This window comes from Psychrobacter sp. TS_SC_6 (genome assembly GCF_056156305.1).
The window spans coordinates 1,239,780-1,259,035 of record NZ_CM149590.1; the positions used below are offsets into that span (position 1 = coordinate 1,239,780).

The 19,256-nt window shown below is 42.5% G+C and carries 16 protein-coding genes; 12 read left to right on the forward strand and 4 right to left on the reverse strand.

Going from position 1 to position 19,256, the window contains the following annotated elements:
* Positions 1-14 precede the first annotated feature (14 nt).
* Positions 15-1,763 (forward strand): 2-oxo acid dehydrogenase subunit E2, encoded by a 1,749-nt coding sequence (locus AC0J5Y_RS05340; protein ID WP_475131866.1) that lies wholly within the window; start codon positions 15-17, stop codon positions 1,761-1,763.
* 163 nt (positions 1,764-1,926) lie between these two features.
* Here the strand turns inward: AC0J5Y_RS05340 and AC0J5Y_RS05345 are convergent, their stop codons facing one another.
* On the reverse strand, positions 1,927-2,325 hold the full coding sequence (locus AC0J5Y_RS05345) for an OmpW/AlkL family protein (protein WP_475131867.1): 399 nt from the start codon (positions 2,323-2,325) through the stop codon (positions 1,927-1,929).
* Between the two features lie 440 nt (positions 2,326-2,765).
* Between AC0J5Y_RS05345 and AC0J5Y_RS05350 the strand changes: the two genes are divergently transcribed.
* Positions 2,766-3,743, forward strand: coding sequence for an ion transporter (locus tag AC0J5Y_RS05350; protein WP_475131868.1), 978 nt, complete (start codon positions 2,766-2,768; stop codon positions 3,741-3,743).
* Between the two features lie 247 nt (positions 3,744-3,990).
* Here AC0J5Y_RS05350 and AC0J5Y_RS05355 read toward each other — a convergent pair whose 3' ends face one another.
* The 3 genes from AC0J5Y_RS05355 to AC0J5Y_RS05365 all read right to left on the reverse strand — a co-directional run bounded on the left by AC0J5Y_RS05355 (position 3,991) and on the right by AC0J5Y_RS05365 (position 8,941).
* On the reverse strand, positions 3,991-4,659 hold the full coding sequence (locus AC0J5Y_RS05355; RefSeq protein WP_475131869.1) for a TerD family protein: 669 nt from the start codon (positions 4,657-4,659) through the stop codon (positions 3,991-3,993).
* 86 nt (positions 4,660-4,745) lie between these two features.
* Positions 4,746-5,882 carry a helix-turn-helix transcriptional regulator gene (locus AC0J5Y_RS05360; RefSeq protein ID WP_475131870.1) on the reverse strand — a complete coding sequence of 379 codons (1,137 nt, stop codon included), beginning with the start codon at positions 5,880-5,882 and terminating at the stop codon, positions 4,746-4,748.
* Positions 5,883-6,001: 119 nt separating this feature from the next.
* Complete coding sequence (locus tag AC0J5Y_RS05365; RefSeq protein ID WP_475131871.1) at positions 6,002-8,941, reverse strand: AAA family ATPase; 2,940 nt, start codon at positions 8,939-8,941, stop codon at positions 6,002-6,004.
* A gap of 352 nt (positions 8,942-9,293) precedes the next feature.
* Between AC0J5Y_RS05365 and rsmG the strand changes: the two genes are divergently transcribed.
* The 10 genes from rsmG to AC0J5Y_RS05415 all read left to right on the forward strand — a co-directional run bounded on the left by rsmG (position 9,294) and on the right by AC0J5Y_RS05415 (position 19,153).
* On the forward strand, positions 9,294-10,010 hold the full coding sequence (rsmG, locus tag AC0J5Y_RS05370; protein WP_475131872.1) for a 16S rRNA (guanine(527)-N(7))-methyltransferase RsmG: 717 nt from the start codon (positions 9,294-9,296) through the stop codon (positions 10,008-10,010).
* Positions 10,011-10,137: 127 nt separating this feature from the next.
* Positions 10,138-10,917, forward strand: a complete 780-nt coding sequence (locus AC0J5Y_RS05375; protein WP_475131873.1) for a ParA family protein — start codon at positions 10,138-10,140, stop codon at positions 10,915-10,917.
* 145 nt (positions 10,918-11,062) lie between these two features.
* The gene (locus AC0J5Y_RS05380; protein ID WP_475131874.1) at positions 11,063-12,178 is read left to right on the forward strand and encodes a ParB/RepB/Spo0J family partition protein; all 1,116 of its coding nucleotides are present in this window, start codon (positions 11,063-11,065) and stop codon (positions 12,176-12,178) included.
* Between the two features lie 79 nt (positions 12,179-12,257).
* Complete coding sequence (locus tag AC0J5Y_RS05385; RefSeq protein ID WP_475131875.1) at positions 12,258-12,992, forward strand: MotA/TolQ/ExbB proton channel family protein; 735 nt, start codon at positions 12,258-12,260, stop codon at positions 12,990-12,992.
* 89 nt (positions 12,993-13,081) lie between these two features.
* Positions 13,082-13,513 carry an ExbD/TolR family protein gene (locus AC0J5Y_RS05390; protein WP_263240125.1) on the forward strand — a complete coding sequence of 144 codons (432 nt, stop codon included), beginning with the start codon at positions 13,082-13,084 and terminating at the stop codon, positions 13,511-13,513.
* 131 nt (positions 13,514-13,644) lie between these two features.
* Complete coding sequence (gene msbA / locus AC0J5Y_RS05395; RefSeq protein ID WP_475131876.1) at positions 13,645-15,441, forward strand: lipid A export permease/ATP-binding protein MsbA; 1,797 nt, start codon at positions 13,645-13,647, stop codon at positions 15,439-15,441.
* 2 nt (positions 15,442-15,443) lie between these two features.
* Positions 15,444-16,562, forward strand: a complete 1,119-nt coding sequence (gene lpxK / locus AC0J5Y_RS05400; protein WP_475131877.1) for a tetraacyldisaccharide 4'-kinase — start codon at positions 15,444-15,446, stop codon at positions 16,560-16,562.
* 48 nt (positions 16,563-16,610) lie between these two features.
* Positions 16,611-17,417, forward strand: a complete 807-nt coding sequence (gene kdsB, locus AC0J5Y_RS05405) for a 3-deoxy-manno-octulosonate cytidylyltransferase (RefSeq protein ID WP_475131878.1) — start codon at positions 16,611-16,613, stop codon at positions 17,415-17,417.
* A 131-nt stretch (positions 17,418-17,548) separates the two neighbouring features.
* On the forward strand, positions 17,549-18,667 hold the full coding sequence (locus tag AC0J5Y_RS05410; RefSeq protein ID WP_475131879.1) for a DNA polymerase III subunit delta': 1,119 nt from the start codon (positions 17,549-17,551) through the stop codon (positions 18,665-18,667).
* Between the two features lie 138 nt (positions 18,668-18,805).
* Positions 18,806-19,153, forward strand: a complete 348-nt coding sequence (locus AC0J5Y_RS05415; protein ID WP_475131880.1) for a PilZ domain-containing protein — start codon at positions 18,806-18,808, stop codon at positions 19,151-19,153.
* The last annotated feature ends 103 nt before the right edge of the window (positions 19,154-19,256 follow it).

Sequence of the window (19,256 nt, forward strand, 5' to 3'; positions counted from 1 at the left end):
CAAGGAAATAAAACATGGACATTAAAGCCCCGGATTTGGGTGTCGATAGCGCCGAAGTCAGTGAGATTATGGTTGCAGTTGGCGATGTCATTGCAAAAGACGACAATATTGTTTTACTAGAGTCTGACAAGGCTTCAGTTGAAGTACCAAGCTCTGCTGCTGGTAAAGTCACTAAAATCAGTGTTGCGATTGGCGATCAAGTCAGTGAAGGTATGGTGCTAATCGAGCTTGAAAGCGAGACTGACAGTCAAGATGAAAGTCAAAGCGTAGAAACACCTGTCACTGACAATCAAGAGAAATCTCTTGATGCTGAGCAAGAAGAAACGCAAATCGAAGAGCAGAGCGATAAGGTAGCCGTTGAGTCAAATACTGCTCAACCTGTTGAGCAAGCAGCTACAGCGACCACGCATGCGTTACCAGATTTAGGCGTTGATGAAGCGCAAGTATCTGAGATTATGGTCAGTGTTGGCGATATGGTCACTACCAATCAGTCTATCTTGCTGATTGAGTCGGATAAAGCGTCGGTTGAAGTACCAGCGCCGCAAGCCGGCAAGGTTGAGAAAATACTGGTACAAACGGGCGATATGGTTGCCAATGGTCAAGACTTTATTGTCATCATCGCTCAAAGCTCAGACAAGGCTGATGCTACCAGTGAAACCAAAGTAGAAGATAAGCAGTCGCAAGATGCAAAACCAGCGGCTAGCGAACAAAAGGTAAATTCGAGCCAAAAAGCGGACAAGCAAGTAACGACTGCGTCTAAACAAGTAGTTAATACTGTAACTACTGCAACGAGCAGCACAGGTAATAAGCTGACCGAAGCACAAATCAATGAAAAAATGGTTGATGTCTATGCTGGTCCTGCTGTGCGTAAACTTGCCCGTCAGTTGGGTGTGGATATTAGTGAAGTAACAGGTTCAGCACTGAATGCACGTATCTTAAAAGAAGATTTGTTTGCTCATGTGAAGCAAAGCTTGACGACCAAACAAGCTGCGCCAGCTACTGGAGCCGGTGTATCTAGAGCCAGCTTACCAAGCTTACCTGATATGAGCAACGTTGAGATTTGGGGCGAAACAGAAACCCAAGATTTAACTCGCTTGCAAAAGGTGTCGATTCCACAGCTGAATTATAATACTTACTTACCACAGGTGACGCAGTTTGATTTGTCTGATATCACTGAGACAGAGCAACTGCGTAGTGAGCTTAAAGGTAGTATGAAAGCTGAAGGTATTGGTCTGACAATTTTAGCTTTTATCGTCAAAGCAACGGCTTATGCATTGACTCAGCATCCACGCTTTAACAGTCACCTAAGTGATGATAATACCCAAATTATTCTACGCAAAAGCGTCAATATGGGTATCGCGGTAGCCACAGATGATGGTCTAATCGTACCAGTGATTAAAAATGCGCACGAAAAGGGCATTAAACAAATTGCCATTGAAATCGGTGAGCTGGCGATCAAGGCCCGTGATAAGAAGTTAAGTACTAAAGACTTGCAAGGCGCAAGCTTTACCATCTCAAGTCAAGGCATCTTAGGTGGTACGGCGTTTACGCCACTGGTGAACTGGCCACAAGTTGGTATTTTGGGGGCATCAGAAGCGAAGATGCAACCGAAGTGGAATGCTGCCAAGCAAACTTTTGAGCCGCGCCTCATGTTGCCATTGTCATTATCATATGATCACCGTGTGATTAACGGTGCTGATGCGGCAGTATTTACCCGCTATGTCGCAACCTTGCTTGCCGACCCGCGCCGTATCTTGCTATAAATTTTAGTATTACTTAAATGTTTTATGAATAATAAAAAGACTATCTACGGATGGTCTTTTTATTATCTGTTATTTTAACAAATGATAGGGTAATTCCCCCAATAAATAATAGACACAAAAAAGCCAGCAACTAAGCTGACTTTTTCTATCCATGATATTTAGCTTATAATTCTTCCAAATTAGAACTGTTTAACAAATACAACGCCGTAAACCCAGGGCTGATATCGATTTTGCCAATGTTCGTACCATTTAAAGTAGCGTTAGTTTTGATGTCCATATAGCGAGCATCAGTTAAGGTAAGGTCATGATGAAACGGAATGGCAGCGAGTAGTTCAACACCAATATTATCAGCGATAAAGTATTCACCACTGATGGTTGGACGGACATCGCCATCAACATCTATAGCATAATTTGTACCACCTATAGTAACATTACCATTATCATTTTTAGGATCGACATAATGCGTACCAGCGGCAACTGCCCAAGTGCCCACAGGCACAGCAAAAGCAGTGGTCATAGTAAGTGCAATAGCAGCGGTTAAAACTAGGGATTGTAGTTTCATCGTTTAATTCCTCAACGTTCAGATATTTGTGCGTAAAGTTACAATCAAAAAGGTTTGGATACGTTAAAGTTTATGGCATAACCTATTTTGATTGTAGGTTTTTGCTATTATTGGTACGCCATTACTTTATAAAAGGATCGGTTATCTATTATGCTTGGCTACTGTAGTAATTCTCCACTGCGCTGTGACAACGCTCTCTCATTGATAGTGTTAGACCAAATAGATTCTTGTTGCCCGATCTGTGGCTTATCCTTGTTACCTGCCCAAAAACGTAGTCATGAGTGGCGTGCTCAAGAACGGTTATTGCGCATAGCGTTTTTTGCTGTTGTCATCACATTGGTCTTGGTTGTCTACATTTATTATACAAAGTTAGTATAATCAGACTCTCATAACGGCTTTTTTGTTCATCCAAGCTCGGTGTTACACCGCATAGGGACGGCATGCTATTCCAATCTATACGGCGCTTGCGTCTTTTTGTCTATAATATTTTGCAAAACGATGAGCATGATACGCTCTTTAGTCGCTGTGTTGATTATTTCCTTATTTTTTTGATTATGACAAATGTCACTGCGGTGATTGCAGAGTCTGTTGATACTTGGTACTACCCTTATCAAGAATACTTTACATGGTTTGAAAATTTTTCTATTATAATATTTTCTATTGAATACCTGCTTCGTCTATGGAGCGTTGCTGAAGCTAAGCCAAGCAATACTATATGGCGACAGCGCTGGGATTGGCTAAGAAGTCCATCTGCATTGATTGATTTGATTGCCATAGTACCTGCCTTTTTGAACTTCTTTGTCAGTATAGACTTGCGTTTCTTGCGTATTTTACGTCTGTTTCGTATTCTTAAGTTGACTCGTTATTTTGCCTCATTACGTATTTTGTTGGTGGTTATTAGTAAGGAAAAAGGCTCCTTCCAAGCGGTTATTTTTATCTTAATAATTATGATTGTGACCGCTTCTAGTGGTATCTATCTAGTAGAAAATCATGCACAGCCAGAGGAGTTTGAATCGATACCAAAAGCCATGTGGTGGGCGGTAGTTACGCTAACAACGGTAGGTTATGGTGATGTGACGCCGATTACCAATGCTGGCAAAATATTGGGCGCTATCATTACTATATTGGGTGTTGGTTTAGCAGCGTTACCTGCTGGTATTTTGGCAACCGGCTTGGCAAATGAGCTCAGTCAGCGCCGTGAAGAGCTTGAGCAGGATTTCAGGGGACAGCTGATTGATAGTAATTTTGATTTGGTTCAAAATCAGATGATGATTGAAAAAATCCGCCGCGAGCTTGGCTTAGATAAAGAGCAAGCGCAGGATATTGTGCTGCAAGTACTGCGTGAGCAAGAGCTTGAGCGCCGTGAAAGAGACGTGCAGCAAAAGAATTTTTGCCCACATTGCGGTGAGCGTTTGTAAAGGAATACCACTTATCATAGGTTTCCTTCTGTATTGAATCGCTTATATGTAAAATAAAAAATGGTCAATGGCTTTGTATAGCGATTGACCATTTTTATTAAGCGAGGCACATTCTTTTAACTATAGTTAAAATACCTTAAAAACGCTACAGTATTGCTGGTGTAAATTTTTTGCAGCCTCTGTCTGCGTAGGCACAGCAAGCAAGAAAAATTAATATCAGCAGTACGTGTTGTATCGATATTACTTTTCACCGACTATAGATGGCTTGCGGGATCGGTAGGGCACGAGCCAATTCATGCGCCACTTGTTGCGCTGCTATTGCCAAATCTGTTGCAGGGAGTGGCAGGTTCTGTAACGTTAGATGCCAGTCATCTACTTCTCGGCGCAAATGGGCAACCCACAGCGTCACGCAATCACGTGGCAGCTGCTTTAAATTGACCTCAAAAGAGCGGTTACCTTCATCATCGCTGAGATGAATCTCGCCTTTTTTGACTCTGGTAAAAGGTTGTCCGTAATAGGAGTTGGCAATCAAAGCAATATGCGTGATATGAGTAGGGATTTCATCCAGATATAGCCTGATTTGCTCTTGATCAAGCGGCGCAAGATACATCGCTTGGTCGCCGCGGTCTTTACCATTCAAACTATCGCCTTGATGGCATATCGATTCGGCTTTATCGCGCAGCTGCTTAAACCAAACGATATCGCTGATGGTGCAGTTGTCATCATATAACACGCAAGCCAAATCAAGATCCATAGAATTTGCATTTTTATTAAAACGCTTCTTTATTTTTTTAAATAAGCCTGTCTGCTCAACCTTGGTAAATTCATAATTAAGACCAAAAAACAAAGTTCCTGCGTCCAAACCCAGCCCTCTTAAGCTGTCTGAAAGTAGTGGCGATGGCATAGTGGTCGACATAGTAATCCTTTTGATACTTGGTTTTTTATGAATGAGTTAGGTAGATGTAGAAACTATAAAAGTGTTTGCAGGAATGGCGTAAAAAATTAGATATCTTCCACTGCTTTATCTAGTACCGCTTGATAAAGCAGTCCCGGTTTGGCATTCAGTAGCCCATTACCAAAACCTCGTAACCACCAAACCAACTGAGAAGTTAGATTCACCGTTGCTTGTATGGTCAAGGTTTCATCGTTATTGATGATCACAATTTGGTCATCACTGAGCTTACTTTCTGTTAGGCTTTTACCTGCTTGTTTGGTAAATTGCAGCTCAATCGCTGTATATTTGCCATGATTGGGCAGTTGGCGGAATAAGGGGTGACTAAAGCCCATACCACCTGCGTCCAGATAGTTATCCAATTGAAAATTATCAGGCGTTTTTGCTGCGTTCTCTAATATCTCAACATTGACAAATCGATGTAGGGCAAAGGTGCGAATGATAGTTTCGCTATCATCAGTGCGGGTCGCGAGCAGATAAATAATTACCCCGCGCTGGATAATAGCAATAGGGTTTAAGGTATATTCGCTGGCTTGGGATTTGTTGCTACGGGTATAGCTGGCCTTGATTTGTAATTGATAAAATAAAGCATGATAAATATTATCTTTACTGTCCAAATCAATATGTGGCGCAATCAAAGGTTGGGACGCGGGTTCAATGCGAACCCTATCAATCCATGAATGAGTCACTTTGCTGTTTTTAAGTTGGCGACGTGCCAAATCAAACCAAGGAAACAATTCATCTAAAATAACTGGCGGTAGCAGCTGGCTTAGATTGGCTTCCACCATGTTAAAGGCAACTGCTTGAGATAGATTCATATGCGGCAAGCTTTGTAGCGGTGCATCGTCTTCCCAGCGCCAACCTTGTGGGTTGGCGTTATTTTTTTCGATAGGAAAACGCTTGGCAAGGGCGTTTAAGTCGCGCTGTACTGTGCGCAAACTGATATCAAAACCTGCCAGTATCAGCTGCTCATAGACATGAGTGGTGCCGACCCAGCGATTACGTTGTAATTGTGACAACACTTGCCATTGCCGTGCTGTTGTCGCAGCGCCATGACGACTATCAACTGCATCATCAGCGGCTTTATTGTCTGAAAGTGCAACAGCGTTTGCTTGCTCATCAGTAACCTGTGGATTGTCGCGGTTATCGTTGTCAGTATGAGCAATGTCGGTATGAGATACAGTCATGAAAAGATAACCTTTGTAATGTCACGATTATAAAGTCAGCGGGTTATTCACATTGGTATGAGCATGAAAGGACATCAGCAGATGGTTATTATATAGCATTGCAGAGAGCGTCCTAATATCTAGCGTATTTCATCTATAATAACTTCTTCTACGATGGTGTCGTTATCCTCTTTAATAAGCTGTTCTTTAATAGCTTTTTCTTTCTTAGAGACTTTATTCTTATCTTCTTTTTTTTGGCGTTTGGCTTGGCGATTTTTTTTGGCTTTCTTTTTTAATTTTTTATCGTCAATATCATCATCTGTGCTTTGGTTTTCATCCCATAGCATCAAACGACTTAACACTTTACCGAACAGCGTCTCTTTACGGTAGCGACTTTTCTTATTCACTGTATCAACAGGTAATCCCGTCATTAATGTGAGCGCTTCACTGAGCGTGTGCACCCCATATATATGAAAGCTACCAGCTTTGACAGCGGTAATAATATCGTCGCGCAGCATAAGCTGTTTGACGTTTGCCATAGGGATGACCACGCCTTGCTGTCCAGTTAATTCTTGCTCGCGGCAGGCATCAAAGAAACCTGCAATCTTGGAATTGATGCCGCCGACGGCTTGTACTTCACCAAGCTGATTCATAGAACCTGTAATCGCAAGAGATTGATTGATCGGTACATTTGCTAAGGCAGATAATAGGGCACAGCCCTCACTAACAGTCGCGCTATCACCATCAATATGTGCATAGCTTTGCTCAAACGCCAGTGAGGCACTAAAATTTAGCGCATGGTGCTGACTAAATAACGCTCGTAAGTAGCTCGTCATGATCAGCATACCTTTGGCGTGCAAGCTACCGCCCAAATCAACATCGCGCTCGATATCTAGGATTTCACCTGTACCAATATTTGGCTGAATGACTGCCGTAAGACGGGCAGGCATGCCAAACTCACTATCGGCATAGCTCACCACTGTTAACGCGTTGACTTGCCCAACTGCCTCTCCTTGGGTCTGAATAAGCTGCTGACCGTTTTTGAGCTCATCCCAATAGAGGTCGCGCAAATATCCTGAGCGCTCATCCATATCCTCAATAGCTTGTACCACATGTTTGGCACTGACGATATCCTGTCCACCCAAACGCGCATGACGATTAGATTCATGCAACAGTTTAATCAGTAAGTCACTGTGCAGACTCAGACGGTCTTGGTCTTCTGCTTGGAGACTTAAATGCTCAAGTAAAGCAGCTTGTGCCCTTCTATCAAATGGATAAAGATTGGCGTAATCGATGATGTCTGCCATCTTTCCGACCAATGCGAGCTCGTGCTCGTGAGTACGAACCACATCATCGTGGAAGTCAGCACGTACCTTAAATACCGCATCAAACTCCGGCTCAAGCTCCAGTAATTCGTAATACAAGTCAGCTTCACCCAATAAAATGACCTTTATATCAAGATCAATGGGCGCAGGCGATAAGGATAAGCTACCTGTTAAGGTCAGCATTTGCTCAAGACTTGAGAGTTTAATTTTACGAGACTGTAGTGCGCGCTTAAGACCTTGCCAAGCATAAGGATGCTCAAGCAGATGACTCGCTTCAAGCAGTAAGTAACCTCCATTAGCACGATGCAAAGCGCCGGCACGAATCATGCTGACATCGGTCGTAACCGTACCCAACTGAGTGATCTGCTCTACATGACCTAATAAATTTAAGTGAGTCGGCAGATCTTCAAAGATAACGGGCGCACCACTATCAGGCTCATGACTGCTAATAACATTGACCGCATATCGACTAGGTGTCGTGGCGAGCAATGCCGTTACAAACTCTTCATCATCTCCATTAACGATGCGCTCGACATGAGTAATCATATCGGCAAAAACTATTTTTAGGTACTCAACGACCAGTGGTTGAGCACTGAACTGCTTATAAATAGGGGTAAATAACGGCTGTAGCGCCCGCTTGGCAATATTGCGATGTAGCGACTCGATGGCATCATTGGCTTCATCTTCTAATTGCTCTAAAGCAATCGTCAGCTGACTCAGACGTTTTTGCATATGATTTTTTTGAGCGAAATTATTTAGCTCAGTTTCATATTCGCTGCTATATGAACTCTCATTAGCCTTAACATCGCTCTTATCGGTGCTAGCGGTCGCCACTTCCTTATCCTCATTGATAAGGGTATTGTTTTTATGACTATTGGAGCGTTTGCCTTCTTTATTATCCATCTCGCTCGCTTCTGTTGCAAGCTGACTTGGATGAACAAAAACGGCTTTATTATCAAACGGACGAAACGTTAACGCTAGATCATACTGCTTGCCCTCAGCATTGAGCACATCATAGGCATGACTTTCCTTTTGATGAGTGTCATTTTTGATGGCTTCTATCTTGCTTTGATACTGATCGCTGCGAAAGCGTTGACTCAGCCGTTTCTTGGCTTGTTGCCACAAAGTATTGACTTGATGTTGCAAGACAGCAGCCTGACCAGCAGGTAAACGCAGTGCCAGTGGCGTACGAGGGTCAGTGAAGTTGTGTACATATACCCAATCATCCGGCGTGGGTGCATCGGCTGCAATAAGACTGAGCAAGCGACTAATCACCGTACGTTTACCCAAACCATTCTCGCCAGCCGCAAACACATGATAGCCATTAGCATGAATATCGAGTGCCGTATGCAATGCCTTAAGCGCCCGCTGTTGTCCAAAACCAATATCTAAATCTGGTGCGCTACGCGTATCGGCTGGTAGCAGACTGGGTTTACTATAGCGCTTAAGCTGGTTTGCCGCGACGAGGCAGCGTTGACTGACTTCTATGAATATGGGATGAGGTGTAATAGGCGCATCAGTAGCGTTAGGGATATTTTCTTTTTCTACCGACTTACGAGCCGTTTTTTTACGTTTTAAGCTTTTATCCAATTTTTTCTTATCTAAGGAATTCTTATCCAATGATTCCTTATTGGCTGAGGGCTCTTTAGGGATATGCTTGTCACTTGAGTCACTAATAGGCATTATAGCCTCTGCGGTATTATCGCTAATGTCTTGTTGGTCTTTATTCAGGGGTATGTTTGTCTGTTCTGTCATAGGAATAGGGTCAGTCGCTTAAAAGTATTGAATGGTGATTGATTTTGGTTTTTTCGATGTGGCAATGGATACATTAGCATTTATAGTAATAGAACATCTTACAAGATATCGCTGTTTTTTGAAGCAATCATTGAGCGCAATTTTGTATCATGGGTAATTATGTCTTAGCGAATAAAAGTTTACTAATAGTAATTATAAAATGTTAATAGTAGAACAGTTAAAGAAGAATAACAGCTCAATATAGGCGTAGATAGTATAAGATGACGCACATTGGCGCAATCTGCAACTATTCAATAAGCAGCCTGCATGATAAAATAGACGGTTCACATGTCAAAAACGGATAAACCCTTGTATGTCAGACTCCACTAAATCTTCTTTACCCTCTGCTAACATAGGTAATATCCATATTGATCCGACAGGCTTTGTAAAGCTTGGCGCACAATTACCGACATTGGCGAATATCTTAGCGCAAGCAATAGACGAGTTGGGTCTCACATTGAGTATCCAGCAGCAGCGCAGCTTATTATTATATTTAGACCAGCTTTTATTATGGAATAAAGCGTATAATCTGACCGCAATTACTGATCCAATAGAAGCACTTATTAAACATGTTATCGATTGTTTGGCTATTATAACTCATTTACCCTCGGGGTCGCTGCTCGATATTGGTACGGGCGCAGGTTTGCCGGCAGTGATTATTGCTATTTGTCAGCCTGAGCGCTCATGTACAGCGCTTGATAGCAATCAGAAAAAGATCCGCTTTATTAAGCAAGTGAGCAGTGAGCTTGGTTTGAGTAATATGCAGCCTATCGCATCGCGCATTGAAGCGCACGAGGCAAGCTATGATGTGGTTACTTCTCGAGCATTTGCCAGTTTGATAGATTTTGTTGCAGTGGCTAAGCCACGATTGGCAGATAATGGTTATCTGTGTGCGATGAAAGGCAAAGCGCCAAGTGAAGAAGAGTTAGATGCTTTAAGTAACAATTGGCAGTTTAAGACCATTAAATTAAACGTGCCACGTTTACATGATAGTCGTCATTTAATTGAATTGTCTTATAAAAATGTCTAAGCTATGAGCACAGCATTTACCATAAAACTATCTTTTTTATGGTAGATGCTGTGTTCAGGTTTATGTTTTTAGCGAAAGCGCGTGTTAATAAAATTGGTAACAGATCCTAATTAAATTGAGTGAGTGTATGGAAATCATAGCGATTGCGAATCAAAAAGGCGGCGTGGGTAAGACCACAACGGCGGTAAATTTGACCGCCAGCTTGGCTGCCAAACGCAAGCACGTACTGCTCATTGACTTAGACCCACAGGGTAATGCGACCAGTGGTACGGGTGTCGATAAGAATGAGTTGGCAATGACGATAGCAGATGTGCTCCTCGATGGGGTGGCTTTATCTGATGCTATTGTTAGCAGTCCGGCAGGATTCGATGTCATCGGTGCCAATCGTGATTTGGCGGGTATGGACATCACTTTGATGAGCAAAACCAACAGCCATGAGTTATTTAAGACGGCAATGGCAGAGTTGATTGAAGCTCGAAAAGCGGCACAAAAACTTGCCTATGATTATGTGATTATAGATTGCGCGCCAAGCTTAAATTTATTGACGATTAATGCGTTGGTGGCGACTGATAGCGTTATTATTCCGATGCAATGCGAGTATTATGCGCTAGAAGGCTTGGCGGATTTGTCTCAAACGATAGAGCGTTTAACAGAGTTGAACCCTAAGTTATATATTCGCGGCGTGGTCAGAACATTATTTGATGCACGCAATACGCTCGCCCGTGATGTGTCTGCTGAGCTGGAAGCGCACTTTGGTGAGATCATGTATCAAACCATTATTCCAAGAAATATCCGTTTGGCTGAAGCGCCTGCGCATGGTCTACCGGTCATTGCTTATGAGAGATGGTCAAAGGGCGCACGTGCTTATCAGAAATTGGCTGCTGAAGTCATGAAACAAAGTCGATAGTTATGTGGTTATAAGAGAAAATGATTGATTATAAAAAATAATGGATCACTGGAGTAATCAGCCAGATAACAAACCTGTGCACATCGTATTTATTATTGAATTTTAAACATTTGGCTTTTATTTTAGCGTTAGAGGATAGGTAATCATGGCGAAGAAAAGAGGGTTGGCTGCCCATCGAGGTTTAGACGCCTTATTAGGGTCAATCAAAAAAGAAAAGCAAATCACCGCCTCTGCCTTGCAAGACGATATAGCCGTGCGCGAGCAAGCTTTACCAGCTGATCCAATAGAGACAAAAGCGACGGTTAGAACTGCCATTAATGCAAAATCTACTGCCGCTTCTGAGCCAAAAGATGCCAATCAACGTAAAGCTCGTACACCGCGTACAATAAGTAAAAATACTGCCAATAGTAGCCGTATGAACGTGAGTGAAAATAACGGATCTGAAGATCAAATCAGTTTGGTACAAATCGATGTTACCCGTTTGCAAGCTGGTAAGTATCAACCGCGTCGTGACATGAGTGAAACGGCACTGGCAGAATTGGCATCTTCTATCGAACAGCATGGTATTATGCAGCCGATTGTCATTCGTCCATTACTCGCCACAGAAGATAAAAGCGAAGCCTTTGTTACTCACGAGATCATTGCCGGTGAGCGCCGCTGGCGTGCGGCAAAAATGGCAGGCAAATCCGTTATTCCAGCGATTGAGCGCGCGTTGTCAGATGAGCTTGCGATTGCTCTTGCATTGATTGAAAATATCCAGCGTGAAGATCTATCGGTGATTGAGCAAGCCGCCGCATTACAGCGTTTTCATACTGAATTTGGTATGAGCCATGCTATGATTGCTGAGGTCGTCGGTAAAGCCCGTACTACCGTATCAAACCTTCTACGCTTAAATCAATTGCATGATGCCGTCAAAGACCATTTAGCAACCAGTGCTTTGGATATGGGTCATGCGCGCACACTTTTGGCCTTATCGTCTGAGCAGCAACCTATCATTGCTCAAAAGATTATCGATGGCGGTATGACCGTACGCGAAGCTGAAAAGCTTGTTAAATCTATCTTGCATCCAGTGCCAAAAGCGAGTCGCAGCGAACAGGTGCAGTCTCGTGATGTTGAACGTTTGACGCAAAGACTGACAGATATGCTCGGTGCTGAAGTAAAGCTGAAACATAAAAAAGACGGGCAGGGTAGCGTTGAGATATTCTTCCACAGTCAAGATCAATTAGCTGCTTTAATTAAGCATATAGAAGCACAGGTTTAAAATATTGAATTCATTTTTGATGCTTATTTAAATAATATTGATGACAGCTATTTATATCAAAATATAAAAGAGAGTTGATATGTGGGAGTTGGTAAAAGCGGGTGGTTGGCTGATGACACCTATTGTATTGTGCTCTATTTTAGCATTAGTGATTATTATTGAGCGTAGCCATACCTTACAGTTTAACAAAGTTGCCCCAAATAGATTGCGTGAGCAGCTGATTACTCGCCTCCGTGAAAATGGTGACATTGGTCGTACGCAGCTGATGAATGTCAAAGAAAAGACTGCGCTAGGCGATATCCTAGCAACGGGTTTGCTCTATCGTCAATACGGCTTAGAGTCGATGACGATGCATATGCAAAATCGTGCCAGCGTACAAGTACATCAGTTAGAAAAAAACATCAATATGCTTGGTACTATTGGAGCGATTGCCCCTTTACTTGGACTGTTGGGTACAGTACTGGGTATTATCTCATCGTTCCTAGCGATTACTGATGGTGCGATGCAAGACCCAACGATGCTTGCTGCAGGGGTGTCGCAAGCTCTGATTACGACTGCGGCTGGCATGATAGTTGCTATCCCAGCGTTGGTAGCTTACCGCTATTTTCAGCGCCGTATCATCGATATCAATGCACAATTTGAAACCCAAGCAGGATTGATGGTTCAAGAGTTGTACGATTATCAATTGTTAGAAAACATCCATATTCCTAATACATCTAAGCAAGTTACTCATACTGCAGTAGATGCTAGCATAAGAGATCAGCACTCAATTGATAGATTTGGTTTAGATAAAACGGCAACGGCTATTCTATAGTTGTGTTTTTAGCAGTGCCATAATGGCATTGTAAAAACGCTATATTGGTAATATTAGTATCGAATATCACGACTATTGAAGAGAGTGACATGCGCTTTAGAAAACCAACCGTTGAGCCGCTTGAAATTAACCTGACCCCCATGATTGATTGTTTATTATTTTTAATCGTGTTTTTGCTACTAGCAACCTCGTTCAATCACTTTAGCCGCTTAAATATTATTTTGCCTGAAGCGGAAGGTGTGGCACTGACTGAAGAGAAAAATAGTATCGAGGTAGCTGTGCAAGAAGATGGCAGCTATTTGGTCAATGGTATTACGCTTGCCAGTAGCAATGAAGCGGAACTCACCAGTATGTTGCAGCAAGAGGCGGGCAGTAATCGTGATATGCTATTTGTGATTGCCGCTGATGCCAATGCCACGCATCAATCAGTGGTGCGGGTGATGGATATCGCTGGAAAACTGGGCTTTTTAAATATAAACATTAGTACCGTTGTACCACTTGGTCAAGCGTTACCGCAATAAATCTGAATAAGCTTATAGCGTGTTCTCAGTATTAAGCACCATCACTCTTTTTTATGGCTATATAAATCATTGCAAATTATTGTTTTATCAGTGCCATTCACTCTCGTTCTTATACCTATATTGAGGCTTTTATGAGCCAAGCTTACCAACCTGACTCTACAAAAACTTCTGCTAAAACATCAGTAGCACCAACAGTGGTGACGTTAAATCCGCCTAAACGCAAGACGCTCATACGTTTACTGGCTTATCTAAAACCATACTGGTGGGCAATATTGCTCACCATTATCGGTTTTGCTATTAATGCCGCCACCGAGATTTGGATTGCCAAACTTTTGCAATATATCACCGATGCTATCAATCAGAACGATCAAAGTAAGCAGGATTTGTTTCCGTTTATTATTGTGATGTTGTTCTTTGTGCGCGGTGTGGGTAGCTTTTTGGGTAATTACTATACGGCATTGGTGTCACGAAATTTGGTCTATGAGCTGCGCGTAGAAGTGTTTAATAAGTTACTGCGTCTGCCAAGCTCTTTCTATTTAGCCAATCCCGCAGGGACGATTTCGTCTAAGCTTATTTTTGATGTTGAGCAAGTGACTGCTGCCAGTACCGATTCAATGAAAACGTTATTACGTGACGGTCTGACCGTGATTGCATTGATGGGCTTTTTGCTTTATAGCAACTGGCGTTTGACGCTGATTTTATTCGTTGTGCTGCCACCGATTTTATGGCTTATTCGTGTGGCGTCAAAGCGTTATTTGAAGCTCTCCAAAGGTATTCAAGAAACGATGGGTGATGTCAGTCATATCACCAATGAAGTCATCAATGGTTATCAAGTGGTCAAAAATTATGGCGGACAAGCATACGAGTCTAAGCGCTTTGATGTGACGTCTAAGAAAAACCTGCGCCAAGGCATGAAGGTCGTTGTGACCAATAGCATCAATACCCCAGCGGTACAGTTATTGATGGCGATGGCAATGGCTGTGGTGGTTTGGCTAGCATTACGTCCTGCGGTGATAGATGATATCTCAGCAGGTGAGTTTATCTCTTATATCGCCGCAGCCGGTCTCTTAAGTAAGCCAGTACGCTCATTGACGGATGTCAATCAACAACTGCAAAGAGGGCTGGCGGCCGGTGAATCGATATTTGCTTTACTAGATGAGCCGGAAGAAGCGGACACTGGTGTGCTTAGTCCTACCTTAGCAGGTGAGATTAAACTGGGTAATGTCGGCTTGGTTTATCCAGACTCAACCGTAGCACTGCACGACTTTAATTTGGATATACGTGCAGGCGAGACAGTAGCGCTCGTTGGGCGTAGTGGCGCGGGTAAATCATCTTTAGTCAACTTACTCACACGTACGTTAACCACTTCTTCAGGGCAGATTACGCTAGACGGTATGCCTATTGAAGACATTAAGCTTGAAAGCTTACGTGCCCAGATTGCGATGGTCAATCAGCAAGTGGTACTGTTTAATACGACTGTCTTTAATAATATTGCTTATGGCAGTTTGGCTCATAAAACCCCAGTCGAAGTTGAGCAAGCAGCAAAAGATGCTTTTGCTCATGATTTTATTATGCAAATGCCAAATGGCTATCAGAGTGCAATCGGTGCTGAAGGTTTGCAGCTCTCTGGCGGTCAGCGTCAGCGTTTATCGATTGCACGTGCTCTGCTAAAAGATGCGCCAATTTTGATATTGGATGAAGCTACTAGTGCTTTAGATAATGAGTCAGAATATTATATACAAAAAGCGCTTGATAATATTATGAAGAATCGCACGACATTGGTGATTGCACACCGATTAACGACGATTGAGTCCGCCGACCGTATTGCTGTACTAGATGGTGGTCAGATTGTTGAGCTTGGCACCCATGCTGAGCTAATGCAATTGCATGGTCATTATGCGCAAATGTATGCACGTGATTTTCAATAGTTATGAATATTGAAAAGATAATAACGCGTGCATGGCAACGCAAAGCAGCTTGGCTTTGGCTACTGTTGCCAGTGAGTTGGCTGTATGCACTGTTGATGGTACTGCGCCGTCAAGCTTATAAAGCAGGTATTCTTGCCAGTTACCGTGCGCCTATTCCAGTCATGGTGATTGGTAATATCACGGTGGGTGGTAGCGGAAAGACACCATTAATTATTGCTTTGGTCCGTAATCTACAGCAGCAAGGTATTAAAGTAGGGGTTATCAGTCGCGGTTATGGCGGTGATAGTAGCCAGATGCCAGCATTGGTTAATAGAGAGAGCCTCCCTAATGTGGTCGGTGATGAGCCATGTCTCATTGTCAATACGACAGGAACAGCCATGGCAGTATCTCCTAACCGTCAGCAAGCGATTGCTATTTTGCTAGAGGCTTATCCGGATCTACAGCTGATTATAGCTGATGATGGTTTGCAGCATTATGCGCTGCAACGTGATATCGAATGGGTTGTGGTAGATGTGGCGCGAGGGTTTGGGAATGAACAGTTGCTACCGACAGGATTTTTACGCGAACCCATTTCAAGATTAAAGGGGGCTAATGTCATTTATCATCAAAAACCAGCTGCATCATCAATACATAATAAATTTGACTATAATAAGCCCTTAACTGAGCATTTAACGATGCATTTACAACCAGATGATTTAGAACTGTTGTGGTCATCTAATAATCAGATAGATGATTTAGGCGTAGTAGCTATAGCACCTGAAAAAGGCAGTCAGGTACATGCGGTGAGCGGCATTGGGTATCCTCAGCGTTTTTTTGATACTTTAAATGATCTTGATTTTAAAGTTATTCCGCATCCTTATCCTGACCATTATGATTTTAGTCTGGATGAACTGTTGCAGTATACTGACCATCCTATTATTGTAACCAGTAAAGATGCCGTGAAAATAAGAGCTTTGATAATGCAAGCAATTATGAATCAAGCGCTGAGTGATGAGCATAAAGAGGTGGTCAGCAGATTATGGGTATTGCCAGTGACCGCAGTATTATCAGACAGTTGTTATGAGAGTTTACAACAGCAATTACAAACCTTGGACATCGATATAAGCATGAGAAAGCAATAATATAGCGTTTATCGTACAAAGATTTAAAAGGTTTTATAGGAACAGATTATGTCATCATCCCTTATGCCCGTCAAAACTCATATTGTTATTCCTGCGCGTCTCAAAAGTACACGTTTGCCTAACAAGCCATTATTAACCATTCATGGCAAGCCTATGATACTTTGGGTAGCTGAAAAGGCACGATTGGCGAATTTTGCCGATGATATGTGTATTGCAACCGATGATGAATCAATTGCAAAAGTTTGTCTAGATGCAGGTTTTGATGTGGTGATGACAAGCAGTGAACATGCTTCAGGCACGGACCGTTTGGCTGAAGTGGCTGCCATCAAAGGCTGGGCTGCCCATGATATAGTGGTTAATATGCAAGGTGACGAACCACTAGTGCCGCCATTGTTGTTAGAGCAAGTTAAAATATTATTGGTACAAGATGCAAAGAGCGTCATGGCAACTTTGTGTGAGCCAATTGAGGACTTTGATACTTTTATGCGCCCATCTGTTGTTAAAGTTGTCAGTCAGAAGTCCAATGACCAACAGCGCGCACTTTATTTTAGTCGCGCGCCAATCCCGTGTGATCGTGACGTTGTATTAACCAGTGAGAATAATAAACTGCAGCCAAAAAACGCTTATCGTCATCTAGGCTTATATGCTTATCGCGTCAGTTTGCTACAGCAATTTGTCCACTGGTCACAAACGCCGCTTGAAATACTAGAAAGCTTAGAGCAATTACGTGTGTTGGAAAATGGTGGACATATCGCCATTGCTAACGCTGCCTGCTTATTACCTGCAGGTGTCGATACACAAGAAGATTTGGATCGTTTAAATGCCATGAGTTTAACAGATTTCCAAGATTATTAATGTACAATAGCCTAAGCAAAAATAATTAAAGTTTTTTCACTTAAATTTTATAACGTTACTTTTATTCCAAGTTACTTTTAGAAATTATACTTTAACCCAGATTTTTAATTGAGAGATATTAAGCGATAGCCATGAGTGAGCTGACAAATATGACCGATGATATGTATTTTGCGCCACTATTGCCATGGCAACACGACCTTTGGTCACAGCTGACAATGCGGGTACTAGCGCCGCAGCAATCTTTACCTCATGGGCTGTTAGCCGCTGGTATGCAAGGCATGGGCAAGCGCGCTTTTGTATGGCGATTGGTGGCATGGTTATTGTGCCGCGCGCGTGATACGCATCCGCTCGGCGCTTGCAGTCATTGTGAGAGCTGTCAATGGCTCAGATCAGGTACACATCCAAGCTTACAAGTGTTACCGCTAGCTAGTCTACCAGTCAATGCTGATAGCAGTACTCAAAAAGAAGCGCTAGCTAATAGTACAAAAGATAAAAAATCTGCTAAGACAGCTGGTAACGCGTCATTAAAAATAAAAGTGGATGATATTCGTGCCTTGCAGCCTTTTATTTATCAAGGCGGGCAGGGAATGCGTATTTGCGTATTAGATCACGCTGAGAAAATGACCATTGCCGCTGCCAATGCGCTACTTAAAACCTTGGAAGAACCCCAAACTCAAGTCCATTTATTTCTGATTAGTGATGCCCCTGCGCAGCTGCTCCCAACGATTAAAAGCCGTGTTCAGCAATTGGCATTACAAACAATTGACCCTGCTGTTGCAGTGGATTATGTGACTAAAGCATTGGGTAGCAATATCCATCGTGAAGTAGTTGGTGCAGATGCCACTGAGCAGCTTATCCAGTTAGCAAATGGTGCGCCTTTAGCAGCTGTGGCACTGGCTCAAGCGGCATTGTATAGTAAACGCACGCTATGGCTGACAACATGGCAAGCATTACGTAGCGGCAAGCGCAGTAGCGTGGCGGCAAGTGACTATTGGCAAACCCAGCTTGGTATTGTCGAATTTATCCAGCTGTCTGAACTCATGATAATCGATATCCGCCGTGTTGGTTTGGGCTTTGAAGCGCAGCAAAAAGACATTAATTTTTCAATCAATTTACGTGATTATCAACCTACTGATAGTGGGTTAGAGTTATTTGCGCATAGCTTACAACAGACAAAAATTGCGCTACAACAAAACGTGCAAGAAAAATTCGCCTATGATAAGCTGATGCAAGATTTGACTTGCCTGTAATAGATTACAAAGCCTAAAGATGCTCTCGCATATCAGTGCGTGCCATTAAACTTACTATCAGTATTTATACTCTAATACTATACAAGATAACCCTGTGTGAAAAAATACTGTAAACCTCATGGATAAAGGAAGCTGACTATGGCAATGCCAGGACGTGGTGGGATTTTAACCTGTCATATTGAAAACATAGATATGCTATATGCAAGCTATCTGTCCTTTGTTACCAATGGGGCATTGTTCGTGCCGTCTGATCGAGCGCAAGAACTGGGTGACGAAGTTTTTATTGCGGTTACTTTGCCCAATTCTAACGAGCGTTTGCCTATGAATGGTAAGGTAGTTTGGATTAATTCTAAAGCTCAAAGTGGTCGACCAGTAGGTTTTGCAGTCCAAATAGGCACGGACATTACGGGATTAAGAATAAAGAACGAAGTTGAGCGTCTATTGGCAGGTAAGATTGACAGTTTGCAGGCTACTTATACTATGTAGTTTTAATATTTATCAGCAATCATAATGACTGTATAAAAAAAGCCTTATAACTCTTTATAAGGCTTTTTTATGAGCAATATTTTTTAGACAGTGTAAATGCTAA